The sequence below is a fragment of the Paraburkholderia sediminicola genome (assembly GCF_046027825.1).
In the GTDB taxonomy this organism is placed as follows: Bacteria; Pseudomonadota; Gammaproteobacteria; order Burkholderiales; family Burkholderiaceae; genus Paraburkholderia; species Paraburkholderia sediminicola_D.
Genome location: NZ_JAQQDU010000006.1, coordinates 128,252 through 150,768 on the forward strand (window position 1 = coordinate 128,252; position 22,517 = coordinate 150,768).

Here is a 22,517-nt window from a genome sequence, read left to right on the forward strand (position 1 = left end):
CCTATCGTCAGGGCGCGAAGGACAGAAACAGATACGCCGCGAACAAGGACAGATGCACGGCGCCTTGCAGGATCGTTGTGCGCCCGCTGCTGAGCGTCAAGGTGCCGACGACCAACGTGAGCATCAGCAGCACGGTTTCCTTGCCGTCGATACCGAGAATGAGCGGCTGCCCGGTCCACAAAAACACGGCGGCCACCGTCGGAATGGTCAGTCCGATACTGGCCAGCGCCGAGCCGAGCGCGAGATTCAGGCTGTTTTGCAAGCGATCGGCGCGCGCCGCGCGCACGGCGGCCAGCCCTTCGGGCAGCAGCACCAGCGCGGCAATGATAATGCCGACCACCGCCGCCGGCGCGCCTGCGTTTTTCACCGCGGTTTCGACCACCGGCGAGAGTACCTTCGCCAGCAACACGACGGCGACCAGGCACACCACCAGCAAGCCGCCGGCTGCCAGCGCGACACCGGAACTTGGCGGGGCGGCATGGACGTCCTCGTCGGGGACGCCGGCAAGAAAGTAATCGCGATGCCGCACGGTCTGAACGAATACGAACACCCCATACAGCACCAGCGACGACACCCCGGCGAACGCCAGTTGCGACGATGACAAAACCGGGCCGACGCTGGTCGTCGTGTAGTTCGGCATGACCATGGTCAACACGGACAGCGACGCGAGCACCGCTAGTGCTGCAGCCGCGCCACGACTCTGAAAGTCCTGCTCGCGATGCCGGATGCCGCCCACCAGCAGGCAAATGCCTACGATCCCATTGCAGACGATCATGACCGCGGCGAATACGGTGTCGCGCGCGAGGCCGGCCTTTTCGGGGCCAGACGTCAACATGACTGAAACGATCAGCGCGACCTCAATCACCGTCACGGCCACAGCCAGCACCAGCGTGCCGAACGGCTCGCCGACGCGATGCGCGACCACTTCAGCGTGATGCACCGCCGTGAACACGGCTGCGCACAGCGCGACCCCAATCAGCGCGAGCAGCAGTCCGTTTTCTGGCAGGGCATACGCCACACCCAGCACGATCCAGGCGACGAAGGGCGCGGCAATGGTCCAGCGGGGCAAAACGGTCGCAGATGTGGTCATTCTGGGCTTCCTTTTGGTGCTTGGTCTCGTTGCTTGTATGGGACTGATGCGGTGCGCACGGATGGGCGCCGGCGAGATATTGAGCGGGCGGGAATGCTAACCTATCCTGTCAACAACGCACCCTAACGCATTAAATTATAAAGGATAGTTCAAGGCGGACGAGGCTTTGTCAGCCTACGGGGCGAATTGTGCCGACGCCGTGACGAAGGTGGTGAGGCAACCGGCGCCCGTTCAGCATCTGAAGGATTGAGCCACGCAGGATTGCGCGGAAAGTGCGGCGCGGTTTCGATGGGTGAAACACCATCGGTCCAGAACGCTAGGGTGAGCACGTTCAGGAAAGAGAAGAAACCGGATATTCCGATCCGGACGCACCGCCTCGTGACGAAGCGGTGCGTCCGGGTGTAGCGCTAAGACTCGCTAACGCAGATTACTGTCCGACCGGACGGATCGTCAGTGCGTTCTTGACCGACGTCACGCCAGCCACGCCTTGCGCTGCCTGAGTGGCCAGGTCGATTTGCTGCTGTTCAGGCACCGTGCCGGCCAGCGTCACTGCGCCGCTACGCGCGCGCACGGTGATGTTGGTCACGCTCAGGCCCTTGGTCTTCGACAGTGCGCTGCGCACTTTGCGTCCCAGCGCACGGTTGGCTGCCTTGACTGACTTGGCGCTAGGCGCCGACGAAGCCGCCATCGGGGCTGCCGGCGTGGCGGCCGCATCGCTGCTTTGCGCGTAGGCACTGACGGACGCCAGAACGATCAGCGCGCCGCCTACCATCTTGATTGCCTGGAATGCTTTCATTCAACTCTCTCCTATTGTCATGAACACGACGGCCCCGGGGTGGGGCCGGTGTACTGCACCAGCGGGTACTGCGGGATCAAACTGAATGGAACGCTATTGCGGGTCGTGCAACTTCTTTCAATCTGTAATCTGATGGGGCGCGCCTAAGCACACGCATGCCGGCAAAGGCTGTGCTGCAGGCCGGAAACACACGATACTCCAATTAGTTCCATGGTGAATGCGCCGCTGCCCGGAAATGAGGTTTTGATACAACGAATGGGCCGATGAAGGCAGGCCGATGGCGCACTACCGCTTGGTGCGGCGCGGCTGGGACACGCATCGGTGCGTCTGCTGCGCGTCGGTCGCGCATCCTTCGAACCCTGCGCTTCACGCTTCACAACCAGTGCGAACCCCATGCCGAATCAGCCGCTGTCCATCTTTCCATTGCTTCGTGACGATTTGCCGCTCGATGCGGTCGCACTGGCGCGCTTCATGGTGGGGAAATACCTCGTGCATGACCTGCCCGAAGGCCGTATCAGCGGCCGGATTGTCGAAACTGAGGCGTATCCGGTCGGCGATTCGACCAGCCACGCGTTTCTGGGGCGCCGTCCCTATAACGGCTCGATGTTTCTCGCCCCTGGACACGCGTATATCCGGCTGACATACGGGCTCTCGTACATGCTGAACATCTCCGCCGAGGCGGACGAGATCGGCGCCGGCATTCTGCTTCGCGCCATCGAGCCGCTGGAAGGCCTGCCTCTGATGGAAGCGCGGCGCCCCGGCGTGCCACTGCGCGACCTCGCGCGCGGTCCCGGCCGGCTCACCATGGCCTTAGGCATCGATCAGTCGTTCGACGGCCGTGATCTTTGCGCCGGGCGCGATCTGTGGATCGGGGCGATCGAGACGGGGGATATACCGATTGGCGTGACGACGCGTATCGGCTTGTCGCGCGAGATGCACCGGCCGCTGCGTTTTTTCGAACCCGGCAGCGCGTTCGTCAGCGGGCCGCGAAAACTGTTGCTACCGCCGCATGCCGACGCTTCGGCGAGTGCGCGATTTTGACCCTCAGCGACAAGCAATGCAGCAGAACACACTCAGTGCGGGCGCATTGTCGAAACATCAGACACTAAGGGTTACGATCCCGACAATTATTACGGTAAAGCGATGGCTTCAATTGTGCCAGGCGGTAAATTTCTCCAGATTCTTGCGTTTTGAGCAATTGTATATCTCGCAATTAAGGGTTTTCCCTTGATGATTGGGTGACTAGACTTGAATCACTCGCTTCCCACATCGTGTGGCAAGCGAAGCAAAAAACCAGGTCTGGAGGTAAGTCATCATGAAATCGCTCATCAAGGCAGTCGCCATTGCAGCCATTCTCGCTGCCCCTGTCGCTGCGTTCGCTCAGTCGAGCAACCAGCCTATGACTCGCGCGGAAGTCCGCAATCAATTGATCCAGTTGGAACAAGCCGGCTACAACCCGGGCGCGAGCAACGACCCGAACTATCCGGCTGACATCCAGGCCGCAGAAGCCCGTGTGCAGGCGCAGAGCCCGGCTGTCGCGCAGACGCAGGAGCCGGTCGCGAATGCCAGCGGTTACGGTGGCGCGGTGAGCGGTTCGTCGCAGTCAGGTGGCGTGGTACAGCCGATGTCCGGCCCGAAGTCGGTTTATTTCGGTAACTGATTCAGGGTGGTAGCCGGCTGGCCCGGCGAGCAGTTCAGTGTGTGCCGCCAGCCGAACGAATCCGCAGCGCCGCGCAGTGTCGCGGCCCACAATTCAAGAACCTCCGCTGCCGCAAGGTAGCTTCGCCCAAGCTTTTTCAAGGATTGGGCTTTTTTTGCGCCCTGTTTCGACAGCGTGCGACAGGCGGCGAACCCTTAAGGCCGTTCGCCGTGGATATAGAACTCGAGTTGCTGAATCGTGAACTGCTGCTCGGCGATGATGTTCTTCACCAGATCGCCGATCGATACCATGCCCACCAGCCGGTCGTTTTCGATGACCGGCAAGTGGCGCATGCGCCGTTCGGTCATCAGCGCCATGCAGTCGTCGGTGGTCTGATTGGGGCGGACGAAGCGCACGGCCTTACTCATGATGTCGCGTACCGGCGTGTCCTTCGACGAACGGTCCATCAGGACGACTTTGCGCGCATAGTCGCGCTCCGTAATGATCCCGGCAATGCTGTCCCCGTCCGTCACGACCAGTGCGCCGATGCCTTTTTCAGCCATCAGCTTGATCGCCTCGTAGACGGAATCGTCGGCCCCGACCGTGAACACGGTGGTGTTATTCGGTTTCGTTTTAAGAAGTTGTGCAACGCTTGTCATGGAGCGGCTCCGTTTCGCAGTGCAGCACGCCGATGCGGCGCGCTGTCGTGAGGGACAGGCCATTCCAGTATAGGCGTGACGCGCGGCCGAAGTACCTCGGGAATACCTGTGGCGCGCAGCGCGTGCAGCCTGGTTTAGCCTTGGCGGGTGGTGCGGCGCCACGGCGGTTCCTTGCGCGGCGCATGGGCATCCGGGTGCTGTGCGCCGATTAGCGGTAAACTCCCAGTCCATACCTTATCCCCGGATTGCTCGGGTTCATGTCAGCACCATTGTCCAACGCCATGCTCACGTCTCACGATCCGTCGCCAGCAGCAGACGGCGCAATCAACGGCGAGTGCGTCATTCTCGACGCTACCGCCACGCTCCCCACGCGCTACGGCACGTTCACTTCCTATGTGTTTCGTGTGTGCGAAAGCGGCGCCGAACATCTCGCGCTCGTGATGGGCGATGTCGCAAACAAGTCGTCCGTGTTGACGCGCCTGCACTCCGAGTGCCTGACGGGCGATGTGCTCGGCTCGTATCGCTGCGATTGCGGTGAGCAGCTCGATCTGGCGCTGCGCTATATCGCGGCCGAAGGCTGCGGCGTGCTGTTGTATCTGCGCGGCCACGAAGGGCGCGGCATTGGCCTGTCGAACAAGATCCGCGCGTACGCGCTGCAGGAGCAGGGCCGTGACACCGTCGAGGCCAATCTCGATCTCGGCTTGCCCGACGACTCCCGCGAATATGATTCGGCGGCGGGCATTCTGCGCACGCTCAAGGTGACCTCGGTGCGCCTGATGAGCAACAATCCGGAGAAGTTCGACACGCTGTCGAAGCATGGCATTCCGGTGTGCGAGCGGGTCGCGCTGGCGATTCCGATGCGCGAGGAAAACGAGCGCTATATCCGCACCAAACAGTTGAAGTTTGGGCATTATTTCGACGAGAACGAATAGGCGGCGCATGCGCGCCGGCCGCCTTGTGCAAACGGCGGCCGGTGTTGTGGCGTCGATTTCGTCGATCTAATGCGCGGGTGGGCTGGTGGCCTTCGCGGTGTCTTAGGCGTATCTATTACGCATTGAATTGAGCCTGGCCGACCCAAACATCGAGCGGACGCAAGCCTCGAGACAATGCGAGCCTCGAGCCGACCCAAGTCGGCTCAGCTCAGGCCAAGCCGCGCCGAATTGCGGCGAATCAGAACAAGCCAAAGTCGTCGTTGCTATCGGGGATCGCGTTAAGCACGTCCCTAAGCGCTCGCCAGCCGACCAGTCCCGCAAAACTTGCCGAGATTGCCGTCCAGTAGCGGGCGTTCGTGCTCGCGTGCGTTCGCGGGTTTCGATGCGCCGCGATTTTTCGCGATGCCATCGATGCGCGCAGTAGTGGGCAGGTATGCATGCCGTTCCTCCTCTTGCGAGTGTCGATTAGCGTGCCGCTGTGGTTGCGGCAGCAGTTGCGGTTGTAGTTGAAGTCGCAGCAGCGCGCGCCAGGATCGCCGCAAACACGTCTGCTAGCGCGGTCGCGCCGAAGCGGCGCTCGCTGATCTCCGTTTCAACGTCGATGCGGCCCGCGTTGTGCGCGTCGTACAGATCCATGATGAGATGCGCGTGGTTCTCGCCGAGCCCCGCGTCATGGAGCATGGCGGCCCATCCGTCACGCGGCACTGCGTAGGCCGTGATCTGACGGTGCGCCAACTCACCAAGCGTGCGTGCGACGTCCAATGGGCTAACGCGCGTTTCGCCTTCGATACTCACCACCCGTGGTGACACCTTCGCCGGCCTGTCGTCGAGCAGGAGTTCGGCGGCCAGCAGGCCGACATCCTCGGCGGCGACCGTGGGAAACAGCTTGCTCAACGGATGATGCAGCGTCGGCAGTACGCCTCGCGTGAGCGCAATCGGTAATACGCGAGCCCAGTTGTGCATGTGTTCCGCGGCGCGCAGGAACGTCAACTGCGAGGCAATCGGCGCGAGTTGCATTTCGAGGTAGTGGAACAGCGTCGTGATACCGGTGCCGCTTGCGTGTTCCGCGCCGTAGTCGGAGAGCGCAAGCAGGCGTTGCGGCGGGTTGGCGCGCAATACCTTCGCGCTCGCGTCGATCATGCGCCGCATCTCGGCCCCGGGATCTGCATGTGCGAGCGGTACGGGGCACAGTATCTGAACCGCGTAAGCGCCTTCGATAGCGCGCGCGACTGAGTCTGGATCGAGCAGATCCGCGATGACGATTTCACAGCCGATCTCCGCTAACACTTCGCCTTGCCTGTTGTTACGGACCACCGCGCGCACTTCACGGCCCGCCCGGCGCAGTGCAGCGGCGCTCACTCGGCCTACATTGCCTGCTGCTCCAAAGATCACAAACACGTTGAGCTCCTGACTGGATCGGTATGCCGTCATCTTAGGGAGAGGGGGATCGGGAAACGCGCGGGCACGGATCGTCGTGCGCAGAATCGGATGATTGTTTTCTTCTGCGGCGGCGCAGCATGCGCGTTGAGGCGGTGCGAGCCCAAGCAAAACCACGAAAAACCCAGCACAATGCACACACGTTGGCCGTCGTCTACGAGGGGAACACATGAATGCAGTGACACCGATACCGCAGCCGCACAGCGGTTCCCGCATCGCATTGCGCTCCAGCAAAACGCTTGGCTGGCAGGGCTTTGGCGCGGAGTTGGTCAGCGTGTCGGCCGGGCTGCACCGGATTCCGGCGCTCAAGCATCATCGTGTGGGCGTGCATGTCGGTGCGCCGGTCAAGGCGCGTTGCATGTGCAGCGAGCGTCGCCTCTCGCGGATTCAGGCGCATGGCGATGCCGATGTGATTCCCGCAGGCGTTGACGGACAGTGGACCGATGAATCCGCCTGTACGATTTTCAGTGTGTGGCTTGACAAAGACTTCGCGCAGAGGACCGTCGAACAGTTGGAGTTGACGACGAGCGAAGCTCAGCTTCGTCCGCAGTTCCAGATGCGCGATCCGCGCTTTCAGCATCTGGCCTGGGCGTTACGCGCCGAGCTCGAAGCCGATGATGCGTCCGATCCGCTTTACGCCGAAAGCCTGTGTACGGCGATGGTGGTGCGGCTGATCGCCAGCGCGCCGGTGCTCGACAAACTCGAGAACAAACGCCGCATGCTGGCGCCGAAGACCGCCGCTCGCGTGATCGAGTTTATCGAAGCGCATCTGGATCAGCGCCTCACGCTTGACGAACTGGCTGCGCATGCCGAGTTGAGCGTGCCGCATTTCAAGGCGCTGTTTCGCGAAACGCTCGGTATGCCGGTTCATCAGTATGTGGTGCAGCGGCGAGTAGAGCGGGCCAGAGCGTTATTGCTTCAAGGCAGGCTGAACGCGAGTCAAATCGCGCTGGAGACGGGCTTTGCGCATCAGAGTCATATGGCGCATTGGATGGGGCGGTTGTTGGGGGTGACGCCGCGGGAGTTGGTTAAAGCGGGCGCGAATCCCGGCAGCGTTATCGAACTCGATACGTTCAATGCCCGCCGCATCGCCACACCCCGCTAAACCTTAAACCCGCACCGCAGCATAGCCAGTTTGGAGTTCCCGCTCTATTGCCCTCACCCGATTTGTATAGCTAAATACGCGGACTTCGCAACCGGAGGCCGTCACATGTCGAAATCGAAGGGTTCTCGCATCGTCGCCTGGGCGATCGCTGCTGCTGTCGCTAATGCTCCGCTCGCTGTTCTTCTGACACTCGCCACGCCAGCCGGCATCGATCGCGCGGTCGCCGCGACGTCCAACACAAGCACCGACGATTACGCGGCAACCCGCTATCCGATCATCCTCGTACATGGCCTCACAGGCACCGACAAGTATCTCGGCGTGCTCGACTACTGGTACGGCATTCAGTCCGATCTCCAGCAGCACGGCGCAACCGTGTATGTGGCGAACCTCTCGGGCTTTCAGAGGGACGACGGTCCGAACGGCCGCGGCGAACAGTTACTCGCCTACGTGAAGCAAGTCCTGGCCGCAACCGGCGCGCAGAAGGTGAACCTCATCGGTCACAGCCAGGGCGGCTTGACCTCGCGGTATGTCGCGGCAGTAGCGCCGGAACTCGTCGCTTCAGTAACGACGATCGGTACACCGCATCGCGGCTCGGAATTCGCCGATTTCGTGGAGGACGTACTGCAAAAAGACCCAACGGGTCTTTCGACGCCAATCATCGGCGCCTTTGCGAATATATTCGGCATCCTGACGAGTAGCAATCACAACACCAACCAGAATGCAGTCGCCGCGCTGCAAACGCTGACCACGGCTAACGCGGCGGCATTCAACCTGCGTTATCCGAGCGCAGGCCTTGGTGCGCCCGGCTCGTGTCAAACCGGCGCGGCGACTGAAACCGTCAGTGGCAACACGCATCTGTTGTACTCGTGGGCGGGCAGTGCGATTCAGCCGACCTTGGTGTTCGGCATCCCTGGCGCCACCGACACCAGTGTTGCGCCGATCGATGCGGCTGATGTCCTCGATCCGTCGACACTCGTTTTGTACGGCACCGGCGCGATCATGCTGAGCCACCAGTCGGGGCAGAACGACGGCCTCGTCTCGGTGTGCAGCGCGCTCTATGGCAAGGTGCTCGGCACCAGTTACAAGTGGAACCATCTCGACGAAATCAACCAGTTGCTCGGCGTGCGCGGCGCGAATGCAGCGGATCCCGTCGCGGTGATCCGCACGCAGGCAAACCGCTTGAAGACACAAGGCGTGTGAACGGATGCGGCGATGGGATCGGCAGCGGGGTAGTGCACGAAGTCAGTGGCTGATTTTCGTGGCGGTGGGTGCGGTGTCGGCGGGCGCTGCGTTGTGGCTGAACCGCCCGCCGTCCACGCATGACGCGTCGGTGTTGCACGCGATGAATGCCGCGAGTTCTGCGCAGCCGGCGCTCGCTTTGAACAAGGACATGGCCGCCGGCGCGTCAATGACCGGTGCATTGCCCGCGTCGCTCGACGGTTCGACGCCGCCGCGTCTGCCAACCGATGGCCGTGGCCACCTCGCACGCACGCGTGCGGTCCGTGATTTTTTCGATTACTTCCTGACGACGCAAAACGAAATATCCGCCGCGACGCTCGACGCCCTGGTGCGCCGCCAGATCGCCGCGCAACTCGACGGCACACCGGCTGCCGACGAAGCGGTAACCGTCTGGCAGCGTTACAACGCATTTCTCGTGGCGCTCGACCAGTTGCCGCAAACCTCTCCGACTCAAAGCCAAAACCAAAGCCAGAGCGCCGCAAAGCTGGACCTCGACGCGCTGCAACTCTCGCTCGACCAGCGCGACGCGCTAGGTACCCGCCTGATGGGCGAATGGAACGAGCCGTTCTTTGGCGCTGAATCGCAGCAGCAGCACACCGATTTGGCACGCCTTCGCATCGCGTCAGATAGCTCGTTGAGCGCCGCACAGAAAGCGGCGCGTCTCGCTGCACTCGACGCGGCACTGCCGCCGGAAACACGCGCGGCCCGCGAACGAGCACGCCAGCAGCAGGCCTCGCTCGACGCGATTAGCCAGGCGCAAAAGCAGGGCGGTTCGCTAGACACGCTTCGTGCGCAGATCACGCAGACACTTGGGCCTGAAGCGGCGCAACGTGTCGTGCAGATGCAGCAAGCCGACGATGCCTGGCAAGCCCGCTACGCGGACTATTCGAGCCAGCGCGCCCAGATCGACAAGCAGGATTTGCCGCCTCAGCAACGCGACGCGCAGATCGCGCAGTTGCGCCAGCAGTTCTTCACCAATCCGAGTGACGCGATGCGCGCCGCATCGCTCGACCGCGGCAGCGGTTCAGCAAACTGAACCCGCTATTGCGACGTGGCGCGGCATCTCAACCCGGCGCGGCACCCGTCAACTGCGAGTACACGTCGTGCGACAGTTGCAGCAGAACCTTGCGATCGATCCCGCCTGACACGGCATAGCCGAAGTCACCATCGACCCAATAGAACACGTTCACCGGCCCGTCCTGATACAGCTTGAACGCGGTGGTATTGGAGTTCACCTGACGATGCGAAATGCACAGCGTCACGCGTTCGCCGTTTGGCCCGCGATACATGAACTGCGCGGTTGGCCCGTCGGCGCCCGGCAACAGACGGCCGCCCGACAGGTTGAAACCGTTCTTCGACAGAATCGGCGGATGCACATTGGTGCCGAGCTTGTTGGCCAGGTACTGCACGAAATCCTGTTCGTGGTCGGCATTCAGCTCGGCCGGACGGTCGACCGCTGGCATGTAAACCACATGCGCCACCGCGGCTTGCCGTGCGAAACCCTCGGCGCTATCCAGGCTGACAGGGCGCGTGTCCGAGTGGGCGGTGACCGGCGCCACGACGTCCTGCCCCATATGCGTGCCTACGCCGATGCCCACACCCATCACCAGCGCTGCGGCCATCCCGGCGAACTGCGGCCAGTTGGCGGCAATGCGCCAGCGGCGCCCACTGGCCGAAGGCGTCTGCAGACGTTTGGGCACGGGCTCGCTCAGCACGCGGTCATAGCGGTCATGGAACATGTTGTTCAGCGAAAAATAATCGCTGATGCGCGCCGCCAACTCGGGGTTCTGTTCGAGCGCGCGCTCCACTTCGACGCGTCGTTCGTCGGACAGCGTGCCGTCCACGTACGCGTGCAGGTCCTCTTCGCCGATCGGCGTGTGTTGGTCGCTCATCGCACCACCTGTAATTTTGCACCGGGCTGCGAGCCCGACATCAATGCCCGAAGCCTTTCGCGCCCGCGCGAAAGACGCGACATCACCGTGCCGATCGGAATGTTCAGCGCAAGGGCCACGTCGGCGTAGCTCATTTCCTCGAGACCGACCAGCAGCACGACTTCGCGCTGTTCCATGGGCAGGCGCTGCAACGCGTAGTCGAGATCGCGCATTTCCAGCGAACGGGTCTGATCGGACGGCACGGCAAATTCGCTTTCGTGGACACTGTCGTCGTCGACCGCCACGTGGACAGCGCGCGCCGACGCCTTGCGCGCCTGATTAGCGAACACGTTGTGCATGATCGTGAACAGCCACGCCCGCAGGTCGGTACCCGGCTGGAACATGCCGGTGCGGCCGAGCGCGCGTTCGAGCGTGTCCTGCACCAGGTCGTCGGCGAGGTCGCGATTGTTGATCAGCGCTCGCGCATAGCGCCGCAAGCGCGGCACATGCTCCATCAACTCGTCACGGACATCCATTTTTCATCCCAATCGTGGGGCTTCTCGTGGGGCGCCGGGTGGGCGGCCGTCGATTGAATCACCACGCGCATTCGAGATGCAAACACGCGTGGGCGCATTTTATTCCGTTGTTTTTTATGACGCTGCGAAAAAACTGGCAAAGGCTTACCGCATGGTCATGACGTCGGCGGCGCGCATCAAGCCGTGGGTGCGGGCGTCGCCGGCGACCACGAAGTGCTGCCGCTGCGCTGTCCAGGTCAGCAGGCGGATCTCGCCGATCCGGCGTGCGGCCCACTGCGGCTGGGCCGGCGCCAGCAGCGCCAGCGTGGCAATCAGCACAACGGGCCGGTTGTCCCCGTTCAGGTAGATGAATTCGCTGGCGCGTTGGAACGGGCCGAGCGATAGGACCCTTTGATCCACGAGTCGCAATCCGATCGTGGCAAGGTTGGGCGCGGACACGTCGGTTCGCGTCGGCGAGGCGGCGGAGTACGACGCGGCGACGGTCTCTGCCAGCGCCATCACGGCGGCATTGTTGAGCGCCTGACGGGACACCTGGGTGGCGGCAAGCCAGCCGCCCGCGGCCACCAGCGTCAAAACGAGCGCCGCGAGCGCATTGACCACCTTGCCCGGACGCCTCGCGGCCTTCAACCGGTCGAACCTTCTGCGCCATCCGTCGGGACGGCTCGGAACGGGTTCGTCGGTTGTTTCGAACGCTTTCTGCATCTGCGCGTTCAGCCTGCCGTAGAACGCCACCCGGCGCGCTTCCGCCGGATCCTTGCCCAGATAGTCCCGCAGAAACGCGGTGCGCTCCGGCGTTAGCGTGCCATCGGCATAGGCCTGGATGTCGGCTTCGGAAAGCGGCGAGTCGGAGGGGGCGTCGGTTGAGGTCATGGTGTCGGCGTTCGTCGGATTTCAGCTATCGAGTGGCGAACACGTGCAGGTCGGCGTTTATTCCATGCTCTTCTTGCGTTTTTTTCGATGGGGGCGCTCCGCCGTCATGACCCGACTGAACGACGTGTAAACCCATTTGCTCGCTGTTTTCTTCCAGGTTCGAGATATGTTTTTTCGACGTGAAAACGCAGGAATAAAAAACCGAAAAAGGTGGTTCTCCCTCATGCAAACCCGCACAAAACTCACTGGAGTTCATCATGAAGAAGATCACTTTTGCCGCGTTGTCCCTCGTCGTTCTCGCCGCATCGTCGAGCGCATTTGCAGAAGGCAAGACACGTGCTCAGGTGTACCAGGAATTGATCGAAGCCCAACAGAACGGTCTTAACTACGTGACCGACGCATCGTATCCGGATGTGAGTCCTGTCTTCGCGCAGCAGGTCGCGCAGCACAAGGAAGCGCTTGCCGCACAGGCAGCCGCCGCAGGTCGCGTGGCGAGCGGCAGCGCAGCGGTGGGTGACGTCAATTGACGATTTCGATATCCGGCGCGCGTAGCGGATGGACGCGCCGGACATCGAATGGAATAGATCGCTGAACCGGGTGTTAGCCGATGAGTGCATCTATCCGAGAGTCGAGGAGTCGTCGTGAAAAAACCATCCGTTCCCAACCCTGAGCCTATGTGTGTGCCATGCCGGCTCGCCGCGATCGGGGCCGTCGTTGCCGTCCTTGCCGGCGGCTTTGCCTATACGGCAGGCTGGCTGACACCCGCGCGTCTTACCGCGCCGCGTATCATCAATACGTTCGAAGCGGTGGCCGGCCAGCCGCATCCCGGCTACCGCCGCAACCATGCAAAGGGCCTGTGCGTAGAGGGGTATTTCGACAGCAATGGCGACGGCGCGGTACTCTCGCGCGCCGCCGTGTTTGCGCCCGGCCGCACGCCAGTCACAGGTCGCTTCGCGGTTCCCGGCGGCAATCCGTCCGCGCCCGACACGAGCTCGCCAGTGCGCAGCATGGCACTGCTGTTCCAACTGCAGAATGGCGAGCAGTGGCGTACGGGAATGAATTCGACACCCGTATTCGCTGTTCATACGCCCGAGCAGTTCTATCAGCAACTGGTTGCGGCGAAACCCGATGCCGCGACCGGCAAACCGGACCCGGCGAAGCTGAAAGCGTTTTACGCAGCGAATCCGGAAACCAAACCGTTTCAGGCATGGGTGAAAGCGCATCCGCCGTCATCGAGTCTGGCGAACGCCGCGTACTACAGCATCAACGCATTCCGGTTTACCGACAGTGCGGGCAATACCCGCGCCGTGCGTTGGGCGATGGTGCCTGAAACGCCGTATGCGCCGATCACAGACGCGCAAAAGGCCGGGAAGAATTTCCTCGAGGCCGACCTCGACCAGCGCCTGCAAAGCGGACCGTTGCGCTGGCATCTGATCCTGACGGTCGCGCAGCCCGGCGATCCGATCGACGACGCGACGTTGCAATGGCCTGACGATCGTCAGCATATCGATGCCGGCACACTAGTGATCGATCACTCGATGTCGCAGGAAGACGGCGCGTGCCGCGACGTCAATTTCGATCCGACCATCTTGCCGGCTGGCATCCAGCCTTCGAACGATCCATTGCTTGCCGCACGCTCGGCTGCTTACGCGCTGTCGTACAAACGCCGCACGCGCGAAGAAGCGTTACATCCTGCGATCCACCAAACGCAGGCAAACGGAGGCCAGTCATGAAGCAGACGCACGCACATTTCAGTCCGCTCGCGCGAGCCCTGCATTGGACGATGGCGCCGCTGATCGTCGCGATGTTGTTCGTCGGAGTGGGGATGGTAGCGACGGTGTCGCATGCGCATAGCACGTTGATCGCGATTCACAAGCCGCTCGGCATTGCGCTGCTGGTGTTGGTGATACTGCGCGCGAGCGTGCGTATCAGGCGCGGCAGTCCGCCGTTGCCGGTAGGCATGCCAGCGCCGCAGCGCATCGCCGCCAGGCTGTCGCATCTCGTCCTGTATGCGCTGATGGCGGCGATGCCGTTGATCGGCTGGGCGATGCTATCCGCAGCGGGATATCCGATTACGCTATATGGACCGCTGCATTTGCCGCCGATCGCGCCGCACAACGTCGAACTGTTCGCGCTACTGCGCGCACTGCACACATGGCTCGCATTCGCATTGTTCGCCACGGTGCTGTTGCATCTCGCGGCGGCGCTGTTTCATGGTTTGATGCGCCGCGATGGCGTGTTTTCCAGTATGGCGCGTGGCGCGCGTTAGCGCTTCACCCGTTCCGAGCGCGGATCATAGGGCGCCCTCAGATGGACGGTCGCCGGCAGCAGATCGCCGGCGACGTCGATCATGTATTGACCGCCGTTCAGATACGCCGCATCGGCGACGCCGTCCGGATTGTTGATATAGCCCATTGCCACCGGACAGCCGAGCGTGTGGCCGAACGCGGCCGAAGTGACGAAGCCGACCGGCTTGCCGTCACGCAGAATGGCTTCGCCGCCCCACAGCATGCGATCGGCGGCGCCGTCGGCGGTGAGTACCACCATACGGCGGCGCAGCGGTTCGGCACGCAATTTCAGCAATGCATCGCGGCCGCGGAACGGGATGTCCTTATCGAGCTTGCAGGCGAACGACAGACCCGCTTCGAACGGATTCGTATCCGGCGTCAGTTCGCGGCCCCATGCGCGAAAGCCTTTCTCGATGCGCAAAGAGTCGATTGCGTAGTAACCCGCGTTGACGAGACCGAATGCCTTGCCCGCCTGTTGCAACGTTTCGTACACGCCGACTGCGAACTCGACCGGCACATACAGTTCCCAACCGAGTTCGCCGACGTAGGTCAGGCGGGTAGCGCGCAGCGTCGCGTAGCCGAGATCGACCTCACGGCTTTGGCCGAACGCGAACGCCTCATTGCTCCAGTCCGCCTTCGAAACGCTTTGCAGCAACTCACGCGAACGTGGGCCCATCACCGCGAGCACGGCGTATTGACCGGTGACATCGACCAGCGTGCAGTGTTTGTCGTGCGGGATCGCTTTTTCGATGGTGTCGAAATCGCGCGTGGTTTGCGCGGTGCCGGTGACCAGCAGGTATTGATCGTCGGCGAGGCGCGTGAGCGTGAAATCCGATTCGTAGGTGCCGCGCTCGTTGAGCATGCCGGTATAGACCGTCGTACCGGGCGGGAGGGCTACGTCATTGGTAACGATGCCTTGCAGCACACTCTCTGCATCGCGTCCTTTGACGAGAAATTTGGAGAACGACGTCATGTCGAATAGCGCAACGCCTTCGCGACACGCGCGATGTTCGGCGCCACTCCACGGCAGCCAGTTCTGCTGGCCGAACGCGTAGTCGATCTGTGCTTCGGCCGGTGTGGGCGCGAAAAAGTTGGCGCGCTCCCAGCCCATTTTGCTGCCGAAGCAAGCGCCGTCGTCACGCAGCAGCGAATACAGCGGCGAGCGGCGAAACGGCCGCGCGCTGTCGAGTTCGCGATTCGGCCACGGCATTGCATAGTGCAGGCCGAGCGTTTCCTTTACGCGATCGTGCAGCCACGTATCGTTGCCGTTAAAGCGCGCAAAGCGGCGGATGTCGACCGGCCACAGATCCATCGTGGGTTCGCCCGCGACGATCCATTCGGCGAGCGCCATGCCCGCGCCGCCAGCCGACGCGATCCCCATCGAATTGAAGCCCGCACCCACGAAAAAGCGCCGCAATTCCGGCGCTTCGCCGAGCATGAAGTTGTTGTCCGGCGTGAAAGATTCCGGACCATTGTAGAACTGCTTGACCTGCGCCGTTTCGAGCGCCGGCACGCGCTGCAGCGCATTTTCCATCAGGATTTCGAACTGATCCCAGTCGTCGGGCAGCAACTGGAATTCGAAATTGTCCGGGATGCCGTTCATGCCCCACGGCTTCGCGTTCGGCTCGAAGCCGCCCATCACGAGGCCGCCCACTTCCTCCTTGAAATAGATGAAGCCGTCCGGATCGCGCATCACCGGCAGGTCCGGATGAACACCGGCAATGCGTTCGGTGACGATGTAGTAGTGCTCGGCCGAATGCAGCGGCACGGTCACGCCGCACAGACGGCCGACCGCTTTGGCCCACTGGCCCGCGCAATTCACGACGATGTCCGCGCCGATCGTGCCTTCTTCGCCGTCCTTGTTGCGCCAGGCGAGACCGCTGACTTCGCGTGCGCCTGTCGTGCCGTTTGACTTGTCTTCGAGCGCGGTGCGCGTGTGAATCGCCGTGACGCGGGTGTTCTCGACGATGCGTGCGCCGCGCGTGCGGGCGCCGCGGGCGAGGGCCTGGGTCAGGTCGGTGGGATTCGCTTTGCCGTCGCCGGGCAGCCAGACGGCGCCGAGCAGGTCGTCGGTGCGCATCACCGGCCAGAGATCGCCGGCTTCCTGCGGGCTGATCACATCGCACGCCACGCCGTAGGCGCGCGCGACGGCGGCGGTGCGCTTGAGTTGCGTCATCCGCTCGGCCGTGCGGGCTACCGAGAGCGAGCCGCATTGCTTCCAGCCGGTCGCGAGGCCGGTGTCGGTTTCGAGTTCGGCGTAGAGCGCGGTCGAATAGCGGATCAGTTTGGTCATGCTTTCCTGCGCGCGCAATTGGCCGACGAGCCCGGCCGCGTGCCAGGTCGTGCCGCACGACAGTTGACCCTGTTCGAGCAGAACCACATCGGTCCAACCCAGTTTGGTGAGGTGATAGGCGACCGAGCAGCCGATGATGCCGCCGCCGATGATGACGACGCGGGCGTGGGCAGGGATGGGTGTGGACATGTGTGGGAATTGGTTGAATTAACGCGCGTAGATTGCAACAAAATTTGGCAAAAAGCAACGATCGAATTGCCTGATCTGGAATCAAAAGACGCGGTGGACGCACTGGCAACAGAGGGCGTCACTACTCTTTTATAACCAAGTAGGTTAATATTGATCGGAGGCATGATTGGAAAAAAGTACGCCTCATTGCAGATTGGCGGATGCCCAAGGTTTGGCGCGCGCCGGGAAGATCAGAATCACGAAGTCGGCTGTGATAGGGGCTGCAGCACTTGGTTTCGGGCCTGCAGCAATCGTCGAGACAGTGATGTCGCTTGATCGGGGTGACTTTCGAAAGAGCATGACCACGTACGCCGACCATCGGATCTGGCAGGACGTCTACCGTGCCGTCACGGAAGCAGGCATGGTCTATTTGAAATTGACGGTGGTCGATGACGTCCTCGTCGTGTCATTCAAGGAGTGGTGAGCATGAAATGCCCGAATTGCGGAGCGGCCGAGCTGGTGCGCGATACGCGCAATATGCGCTATGTCTATAAGGGGGAGACGGCCATCTTCGAAGCCGTCACTGGCGACTATTGCCCGGCATGCGAAGAGGCGGTGCTCGACATGGACGAGGCAACCCGCACGAGTCAAATGATGCTGGCCTTCAACAAAGAGGTAAATGCATCGCAGGTAGATCCCGCATTCATTGCCGCCGTACGCAAGAAGCTCGATCTGGACCAGCGCGAGGCAGCGGAAATATTCGGCGGCGGGGTGAACGCTTTTTCGCGGTACGAGAATGGCAAGACCAGGCCGCCGCTCGCTCTCATCAAACTGTTGAAGGTGCTGGATCGGCATCCGGAGTTGCTGGCGGAAGTGAGAGCGGGCTGAGTTTTTGTGTCGGTTTCGTGTCGCAAATGTGGTTTTGTATGGGAATGCGTTGAGATTTCTTGGCGAACTATGAGGTGTTTGCTAAACTGGGTGCCGTCATCCCGGTCTCCGCCCCATGTTCTCCACCCAACGCCAAGCCGAAATTCTGCGACTCGTCCGCGAGCAGCGCACCTGCACGATCACTGATCTGGCTGGCCGCTTCGAGGTTTCCGACGAGACCATCCGCCGCAATATCAAGCCGCTGATCGCCGATGGCCTGCTCATCAAGGTCCATGGCGGCATCATGCTGCCCGAGCGTCTCGACGAGCCGCCGTTCCAGCGGCGCATGGTGGCAAGCCGCGAGGGCAAGCAGGCGATTGGCGCGCGCATCGGCGAACTTGTGCGGGATGGGGACTCGCTGATCCTCGAGGGCGGTACGACCTGCCTGCATATCGCTCAGGCGCTCACCGCTCGCTCGCGGCTCACGGTCGTGACCAATTCCATCGAAGTCGCCCGCGTGCTGGCGCCGCGCAACGGCAATCGGGTGTTCATCGCCGGGGGCGAACTGCGCGCCGACGACTCCGCCGCTTTCGGCGGCAGCGTGCTGACCTTCCTGCGGCAGTTCCACGTGCGTTATGCAATCGTCTCGGTCACGGCAATCGACATGCAAGGCCGTTTCATGGATGCGCTGCCCGCCGACGTGGCGTTTTCCGTCGCCGCCTTTGCGCAGGCCGAGCGGCGGGTGGTCGCGGCGGATCATGCGAAATTCGGTCATAGCGCGCTGGTACACGCTTTCGGTCCGGATTCGGTTGATTTGCTGGTCACCGACCAGGCGCCACCTCCAGCGCTGGCCCAGGTGTTTGCTGCAACGGGGCTGGAAGTCAGCGTCGGCGCACCTGGGCAAGCCGATGCCGAGCCGGACGCTGGAAACGGTAGTCGCATCGGCCTACCCACTGACGCTGCGCGCTAGCCCGGCCCGCCATCCGTTCCTTAAGCGACCTTCAAAGCCGCCTTCAACCTTCAAAGCCGCCTTCAAAACCGCCGTCAACGCCGCCTCCACAGCCAATTACGTCCAACGCGTAAAATGGCGGGTTACCACGGGCAATCTATGCGGGACCGAAACTGCGCGGGCAGTTGTGATTCATCGCCTACTGCGTCGCTTCCGCGTCCACGCAAAGTCGCCTTCGCCGGCTTGAAAAGGAATGGACCCTGATGTCGTCAGTTTTCTTCGATCGGGAACGGATTACGGAATGGCTGGGTGACCACACCGTCGCCAAGGCGCGCTCGGTCGGTGCCGTCACGAACATGAGATGGGACGGCGCCACGCTCAGCGGCTACGTGCAAGGTACCCGCGTGCTGCCATACCACACGCGGGTACGATTTCGGGCGGCTGGCGGCGCGCCTTGGGCGCAGAGCGACTGCACTTGCCCGGTCGGCCGAAACTGCAAGCATGTCGCCGCGCTACTGCTCGCCGAACTCGAGTATCACGACGAGATGGACCACATCACCAACGTCGACATCGACGCCGACGAGCACCCGTCAGCCGGTTACCCGCAGGCGCTGTCCGGAGGAACGGCAGTGCAGCCGTCGTCCGGCGTGCGCCCCGAACTGGTCAGCTGGCTGGAGCGTTTTCGCGCGCGCTCCGAGGCCGCCGATGCGGTTGCCCAGAAAGCGGGCGCCGCGCGTACCCAGACGCTGGCCTATCTTCTCAACTGGTCTAAATTCCATATGCGCCACGAGGTCGTGTTGTACCGGGCGCGCTGCAATCCGGACGGCACGATTGTCGAGGTCGACGAGCCCTGGGGCAATGTAGAAGCGGCCTTGCTCAAGCAACCCAAATTCGTCTCCGACGAAGACCTGTCGATCCTGCGCGGCTTGTGGCTGGGCCGCTCGCGCGAGGACTTCGGTCAGTTCATTCTGCGCGGCACGAGCGGCGCGGAGATGCTGCAAAAGCTGATCGCCACGGGGCGCCTGTTCTTTGAGCTCAAACCGGCGCCAGGCCACGAGGGGCCGACTCCGCTGTCGCGCGGTGCCGACCGGCCCGGGCGGATCGAATGGGAGCCGCTCGCGGACGAGCGCCTGCGGCCCGTGCTGTGCACCGAGCCGCGCGCCACGATGGTGTTGCCCACCGAGCCGATCTGGTACGTGGACGGCGTCGGCAATGAAGCGGGCATCGTCGAGTCGTCGTTGCCGTTCCAGCAGTTGCCGGATTACCTCGCCATGCCGCCGATCTCGCTCGCCGAAGCGCCGCTCGTCGCCTCGGTGCTGCGCGAGATTGCGCCCGATCTGCCGCTGCCGCCTACTCACGACGCCTCGTCGATCCGCGTGATCGATGTCGATCCCGTGCCGGTGCTCACGCTCAACAGCCATGCGCTACCGTCCGCGGTCAAGGCAGGGCAGCGCAAGTCCGACGCGGTTGAACTGGCCGGCGTCAGCTTCGATTACGACGGCGTCAGCATCAATGTGGACAGCAGCGTCACACTCGTGCCCGTGCCGGGCGGCGACGTGATCCATATTCGTCGGCGCTATGAAGCCGAGAAGAAGCGCTTGCTCGAATTGCGCAAGACCGGGCTGCAGAAAGTCCCGACCAGCCGCGTGTACGCATCGCGGCTTCTTCCTGACACGATGCTCGGTCTGCCCGATGCCGAATCCTGGACCGCCTTCGTCAACGACGCTGTCCCTGACCTCGTGAGCAAAGGCTGGCGTGTGACGATGGCGCCGGAGTTCCGCTACAACGTCATCGAGATCGACGCGATCGACGGCACCGCGCTGCAGGCGGGTGACGGCTGGTTCGATCTGGAGATGGGCATTCGCATCGGCGAGCGCAATGTGCGGCTCGAGCCGCTGCTCGCCGATCTGTTCCGGCGCGATCGGCGCTGGCTTGGCGGCGCCCTCGAAGCCATCGCCGACGACGAGCCGATCGAGTTGAAGACCGAGGAAAACAAGCGTCTGCGTCTGCGCGCCGACCGGTTAAAGCCGGTGGTGCGCGTGCTGGTCGACCTGTTCGACGCACTGGGCGGTGCGTTAGCCGATGGCGCGCCGCTGCGCGTGCCGTCCGTCGATGCGGGTCGGCTCGAAGCGTTGAACAGCACGGGCCGCTGGCAATTTCAGGGCGACGATTCGATTCGCCAACTGGCGCAGCGTCTGCAAGCTGGACCGGGCTTGCACGAGGTGCCGGTGCCGCGTGGCCTGAAGGCGGAATTGCGCGCGTATCAACAGCAAGGTCTGAACTGGATGCAGTTTCTACGTGAACACGATCTCGCCGGCGTCCTCGCCGACGACATGGGTCTCGGCAAAACCGTGCAGACGCTCGCGCACATCCTCGCGGAGAAAGAAGCCGGACGGCTCAACCGTCCCGCGCTGATTGTCGTGCCGACCACGCTCGTGCACAACTGGCGCGAGGAAGCGCGCCGCTTCGCACCCGACTTGAAGGTGCTGGTATTGAACGGCCCGCAGCGCAAGGAGCGTTTCGAGCAGATCGGCGAGCACGATCTGATTCTGACCACTTACGCGCTGCTGTGGCGCGATCAGAAGGTGCTCGCCGAGTACGACTATCACTTGCTGATTCTCGACGAGGCGCAGTACGTCAAGAACGCCACCACCAAAGCCGCTCAGGCGATCCGTGGATTGCGCGCGCGGCATCGACTGTGTTTGACAGGGACGCCGCTGGAGAATCATCTCGGCGAGCTGTGGTCGCAATTCGATTTTCTGTTGCCAGGTTTTCTCGGCAGCCAGAAAGATTTCACCAAACGCTGGCGCAATCCCATCGAGAAAAACGGTGACGGTGTGCGCCGCGCGCTGCTGGCGCGCCGCATCCGGCCATTCATGTTGCGCCGTCGTAAAGACGAGGTGGCGAAGGAATTGCCGGCCAAGACCACCATCGTATGTTCAGTCGATCTGGAAGGCGCACAGCGCGATCTATATGAAACGGTGCGTACGGCGATGCAGGAGCGGGTGCGTGCGGCAGTCAGCGCACAGGGTCTCGCGCGCAGCCACATCATCGTGCTCGATGCCCTGTTGAAGCTGCGCCAGGTCTGCTGCGATCCGCGTCTCGTACGGAAAATCAAGGTTGACGAGAGCCAGGGCGAACCAGGCGAGAAGTGCGACAAAGCGGAAAAGGCAGAGAAGGGCGCGCGCGTCACGCGCTCGGCCAAGCTCGATTTGCTGTTGTCGATGCTGCCTGAACTGATCGAGGAAGGACGGCGCGTGCTGTTGTTCTCGCAGTTCACCGGCATGTTGGCGCTGATCGCCGAGGCGCTCGAGGAAGCGGCGATTCCCTACGTGCTCCTGACCGGCGACACGGCGGACCGCGTCACGCCGGTCGAGCGCTTCCAGCAAGGCGAGGTGCCGCTGTTCCTGATCAGCCTGAAGGCAGGCGGCGTGGGCCTGAACCTGACCGCCGCGGATACGGTGATTCACTACGACCCGTGGTGGAACCCCGCCGCCGAGAATCAGGCGACCGACCGTGCCCATCGGCTGGGGCAGGATAAGCCGGTATTCGTCTACAAGCTGATTGCCGCGGGCAGCATCGAAGAAAAAATCGTGGAGTTGCAGGAGCAGAAGGCGGGACTCGCCGACAGCATTCTCTCCGAAGACGCCGCCGGCGCCGCCAAGTTCTCGGACGACGATCTCGACGCGCTATTTGCGCCGATGCCGGAGATTGAAAGCGGGCGGTGAGCTTTCTGAGCCAATGTGTGCATTCCAAAGCGCCAGGTTCCCCACCAGCC

Annotated in this window: 21 protein-coding genes; 13 read left to right on the forward strand and 8 right to left on the reverse strand. The window is 62.6% G+C overall.

What is annotated here, in order from left to right; translation table 11 throughout:
- Nucleotides 1–7 precede the first annotated feature (7 nt).
- Both PQQ96_RS05210 and PQQ96_RS05215 read right to left on the reverse strand, forming a co-directional pair.
- A complete protein-coding gene (locus tag PQQ96_RS05210) occupies nt 8–1,090 on the reverse strand; it encodes a calcium:cation antiporter (RefSeq protein WP_408289684.1) in 1,083 nt (360 codons plus the stop codon).
- 427 nt (nt 1,091–1,517) lie between these two features.
- Nucleotides 1,518–1,886: a BON domain-containing protein gene (locus PQQ96_RS05215; protein WP_408289687.1), complete on the reverse strand. Its 369-nt coding sequence runs from the start codon at nt 1,884–1,886 to the stop codon at nt 1,518–1,520.
- 393 nt (nt 1,887–2,279) lie between these two features.
- Here PQQ96_RS05215 and PQQ96_RS05220 point away from each other — a divergent pair, with 393 nt between their 5' ends.
- A complete protein-coding gene (locus tag PQQ96_RS05220) occupies nt 2,280–2,927 on the forward strand; it encodes a DNA-3-methyladenine glycosylase (protein WP_408289689.1) in 648 nt (215 codons plus the stop codon).
- A 274-nt stretch (nt 2,928–3,201) separates the two neighbouring features.
- The gene (locus PQQ96_RS05225) at nt 3,202–3,546 is read left to right on the forward strand and encodes a DUF4148 domain-containing protein (protein WP_408289692.1); all 345 of its coding nucleotides are present in this window, start codon (nt 3,202–3,204) and stop codon (nt 3,544–3,546) included.
- A gap of 194 nt (nt 3,547–3,740) precedes the next feature.
- On the opposite strand, the gene PQQ96_RS05230 is transcribed toward PQQ96_RS05225, so the two are convergent.
- Nucleotides 3,741–4,184 (reverse strand): CBS domain-containing protein, encoded by a 444-nt coding sequence (locus PQQ96_RS05230; protein WP_408289695.1) that lies wholly within the window; start codon nt 4,182–4,184, stop codon nt 3,741–3,743.
- 281 nt (nt 4,185–4,465) lie between these two features.
- On the opposite strand from PQQ96_RS05230, the gene ribA reads away from it, so the two are divergent.
- Entirely contained in the window at nt 4,466–5,116 is a 651-nt protein-coding gene (gene ribA, locus PQQ96_RS05235; protein ID WP_028197221.1) for a GTP cyclohydrolase II, read from the forward strand.
- Nucleotides 5,117–5,581: 465 nt separating this feature from the next.
- Here ribA and PQQ96_RS05240 read toward each other — a convergent pair whose 3' ends face one another.
- On the reverse strand, nt 5,582–6,514 hold the full coding sequence (locus tag PQQ96_RS05240) for an NmrA family NAD(P)-binding protein (RefSeq protein WP_408289698.1): 933 nt from the start codon (nt 6,512–6,514) through the stop codon (nt 5,582–5,584).
- A 208-nt stretch (nt 6,515–6,722) separates the two neighbouring features.
- Between PQQ96_RS05240 and PQQ96_RS05245 the strand changes: the two genes are divergently transcribed.
- From PQQ96_RS05245 to PQQ96_RS05255, 3 genes are all read left to right on the forward strand, one after another.
- A complete protein-coding gene (locus PQQ96_RS05245; RefSeq protein WP_408289701.1) occupies nt 6,723–7,658 on the forward strand; it encodes an AraC family transcriptional regulator in 936 nt (311 codons plus the stop codon).
- Between the two features lie 105 nt (nt 7,659–7,763).
- A complete protein-coding gene (locus tag PQQ96_RS05250) occupies nt 7,764–8,858 on the forward strand; it encodes a triacylglycerol lipase (RefSeq protein ID WP_408289703.1) in 1,095 nt (364 codons plus the stop codon).
- A 4-nt stretch (nt 8,859–8,862) separates the two neighbouring features.
- Nucleotides 8,863–9,933: a lipase secretion chaperone gene (locus PQQ96_RS05255; protein ID WP_408289705.1), complete on the forward strand. Its 1,071-nt coding sequence runs from the start codon at nt 8,863–8,865 to the stop codon at nt 9,931–9,933.
- 28 nt (nt 9,934–9,961) lie between these two features.
- Here the strand turns inward: PQQ96_RS05255 and PQQ96_RS05260 are convergent, their stop codons facing one another.
- The 3 genes from PQQ96_RS05260 to PQQ96_RS05270 form a co-directional block, all read right to left on the reverse strand.
- Nucleotides 9,962–10,789 carry an anti-sigma factor family protein gene (locus PQQ96_RS05260; RefSeq protein ID WP_408289706.1) on the reverse strand — a complete coding sequence of 276 codons (828 nt, stop codon included), beginning with the start codon at nt 10,787–10,789 and terminating at the stop codon, nt 9,962–9,964.
- Nucleotides 10,786–11,304, reverse strand: a complete 519-nt coding sequence (locus PQQ96_RS05265) for a sigma-70 family RNA polymerase sigma factor (RefSeq protein ID WP_408289708.1) — start codon at nt 11,302–11,304, stop codon at nt 10,786–10,788. The genes PQQ96_RS05260 and PQQ96_RS05265 overlap by 4 nt, the downstream gene beginning before the upstream one ends.
- A 144-nt stretch (nt 11,305–11,448) precedes the next feature.
- On the reverse strand, nt 11,449–12,174 hold the full coding sequence (locus PQQ96_RS05270; protein ID WP_408289710.1) for an anti-sigma factor family protein: 726 nt from the start codon (nt 12,172–12,174) through the stop codon (nt 11,449–11,451).
- 257 nt (nt 12,175–12,431) lie between these two features.
- Between PQQ96_RS05270 and PQQ96_RS05275 the strand changes: the two genes are divergently transcribed.
- From PQQ96_RS05275 to PQQ96_RS05285, 3 genes are all read left to right on the forward strand, one after another.
- Nucleotides 12,432–12,701: a DUF4148 domain-containing protein gene (locus PQQ96_RS05275; protein ID WP_408289712.1), complete on the forward strand. Its 270-nt coding sequence runs from the start codon at nt 12,432–12,434 to the stop codon at nt 12,699–12,701.
- Nucleotides 12,702–12,815: 114 nt separating this feature from the next.
- Complete coding sequence (locus PQQ96_RS05280; protein WP_408289714.1) at nt 12,816–13,907, forward strand: catalase family peroxidase; 1,092 nt, start codon at nt 12,816–12,818, stop codon at nt 13,905–13,907.
- Nucleotides 13,904–14,443, forward strand: a complete 540-nt coding sequence (locus PQQ96_RS05285; protein ID WP_408289716.1) for a cytochrome b — start codon at nt 13,904–13,906, stop codon at nt 14,441–14,443. Before PQQ96_RS05280 ends, PQQ96_RS05285 begins: the two co-directional genes overlap by 4 nt.
- Here PQQ96_RS05285 and PQQ96_RS05290 read toward each other — a convergent pair.
- On the reverse strand, nt 14,440–16,944 hold the full coding sequence (locus PQQ96_RS05290; RefSeq protein WP_408289718.1) for a GcvT family protein: 2,505 nt from the start codon (nt 16,942–16,944) through the stop codon (nt 14,440–14,442). The genes PQQ96_RS05285 and PQQ96_RS05290 overlap by 4 nt on opposite strands.
- A 166-nt stretch (nt 16,945–17,110) precedes the next feature.
- Here PQQ96_RS05290 and PQQ96_RS05295 point away from each other — a divergent pair, with 166 nt between their 5' ends.
- The 4 genes from PQQ96_RS05295 (at nt 17,111) to PQQ96_RS05310 (ending at nt 22,467) form a co-directional block, all read left to right on the forward strand.
- Nucleotides 17,111–17,407, forward strand: coding sequence for a type II toxin-antitoxin system MqsR family toxin (locus PQQ96_RS05295; RefSeq protein ID WP_408289720.1), 297 nt, complete (start codon nt 17,111–17,113; stop codon nt 17,405–17,407).
- A 2-nt stretch (nt 17,408–17,409) separates the two neighbouring features.
- Nucleotides 17,410–17,811, forward strand: coding sequence for a type II toxin-antitoxin system MqsA family antitoxin (locus tag PQQ96_RS05300; RefSeq protein WP_408289721.1), 402 nt, complete (start codon nt 17,410–17,412; stop codon nt 17,809–17,811).
- Nucleotides 17,812–17,926: 115 nt separating this feature from the next.
- Nucleotides 17,927–18,760, forward strand: a complete 834-nt coding sequence (locus PQQ96_RS05305) for a DeoR/GlpR family DNA-binding transcription regulator (RefSeq protein WP_408289723.1) — start codon at nt 17,927–17,929, stop codon at nt 18,758–18,760.
- Nucleotides 18,761–19,002: 242 nt separating this feature from the next.
- Nucleotides 19,003–22,467: a DEAD/DEAH box helicase gene (locus PQQ96_RS05310; RefSeq protein WP_408289725.1), complete on the forward strand. Its 3,465-nt coding sequence runs from the start codon at nt 19,003–19,005 to the stop codon at nt 22,465–22,467.
- The last annotated feature ends 50 nt before the right edge of the window (nt 22,468–22,517 follow it).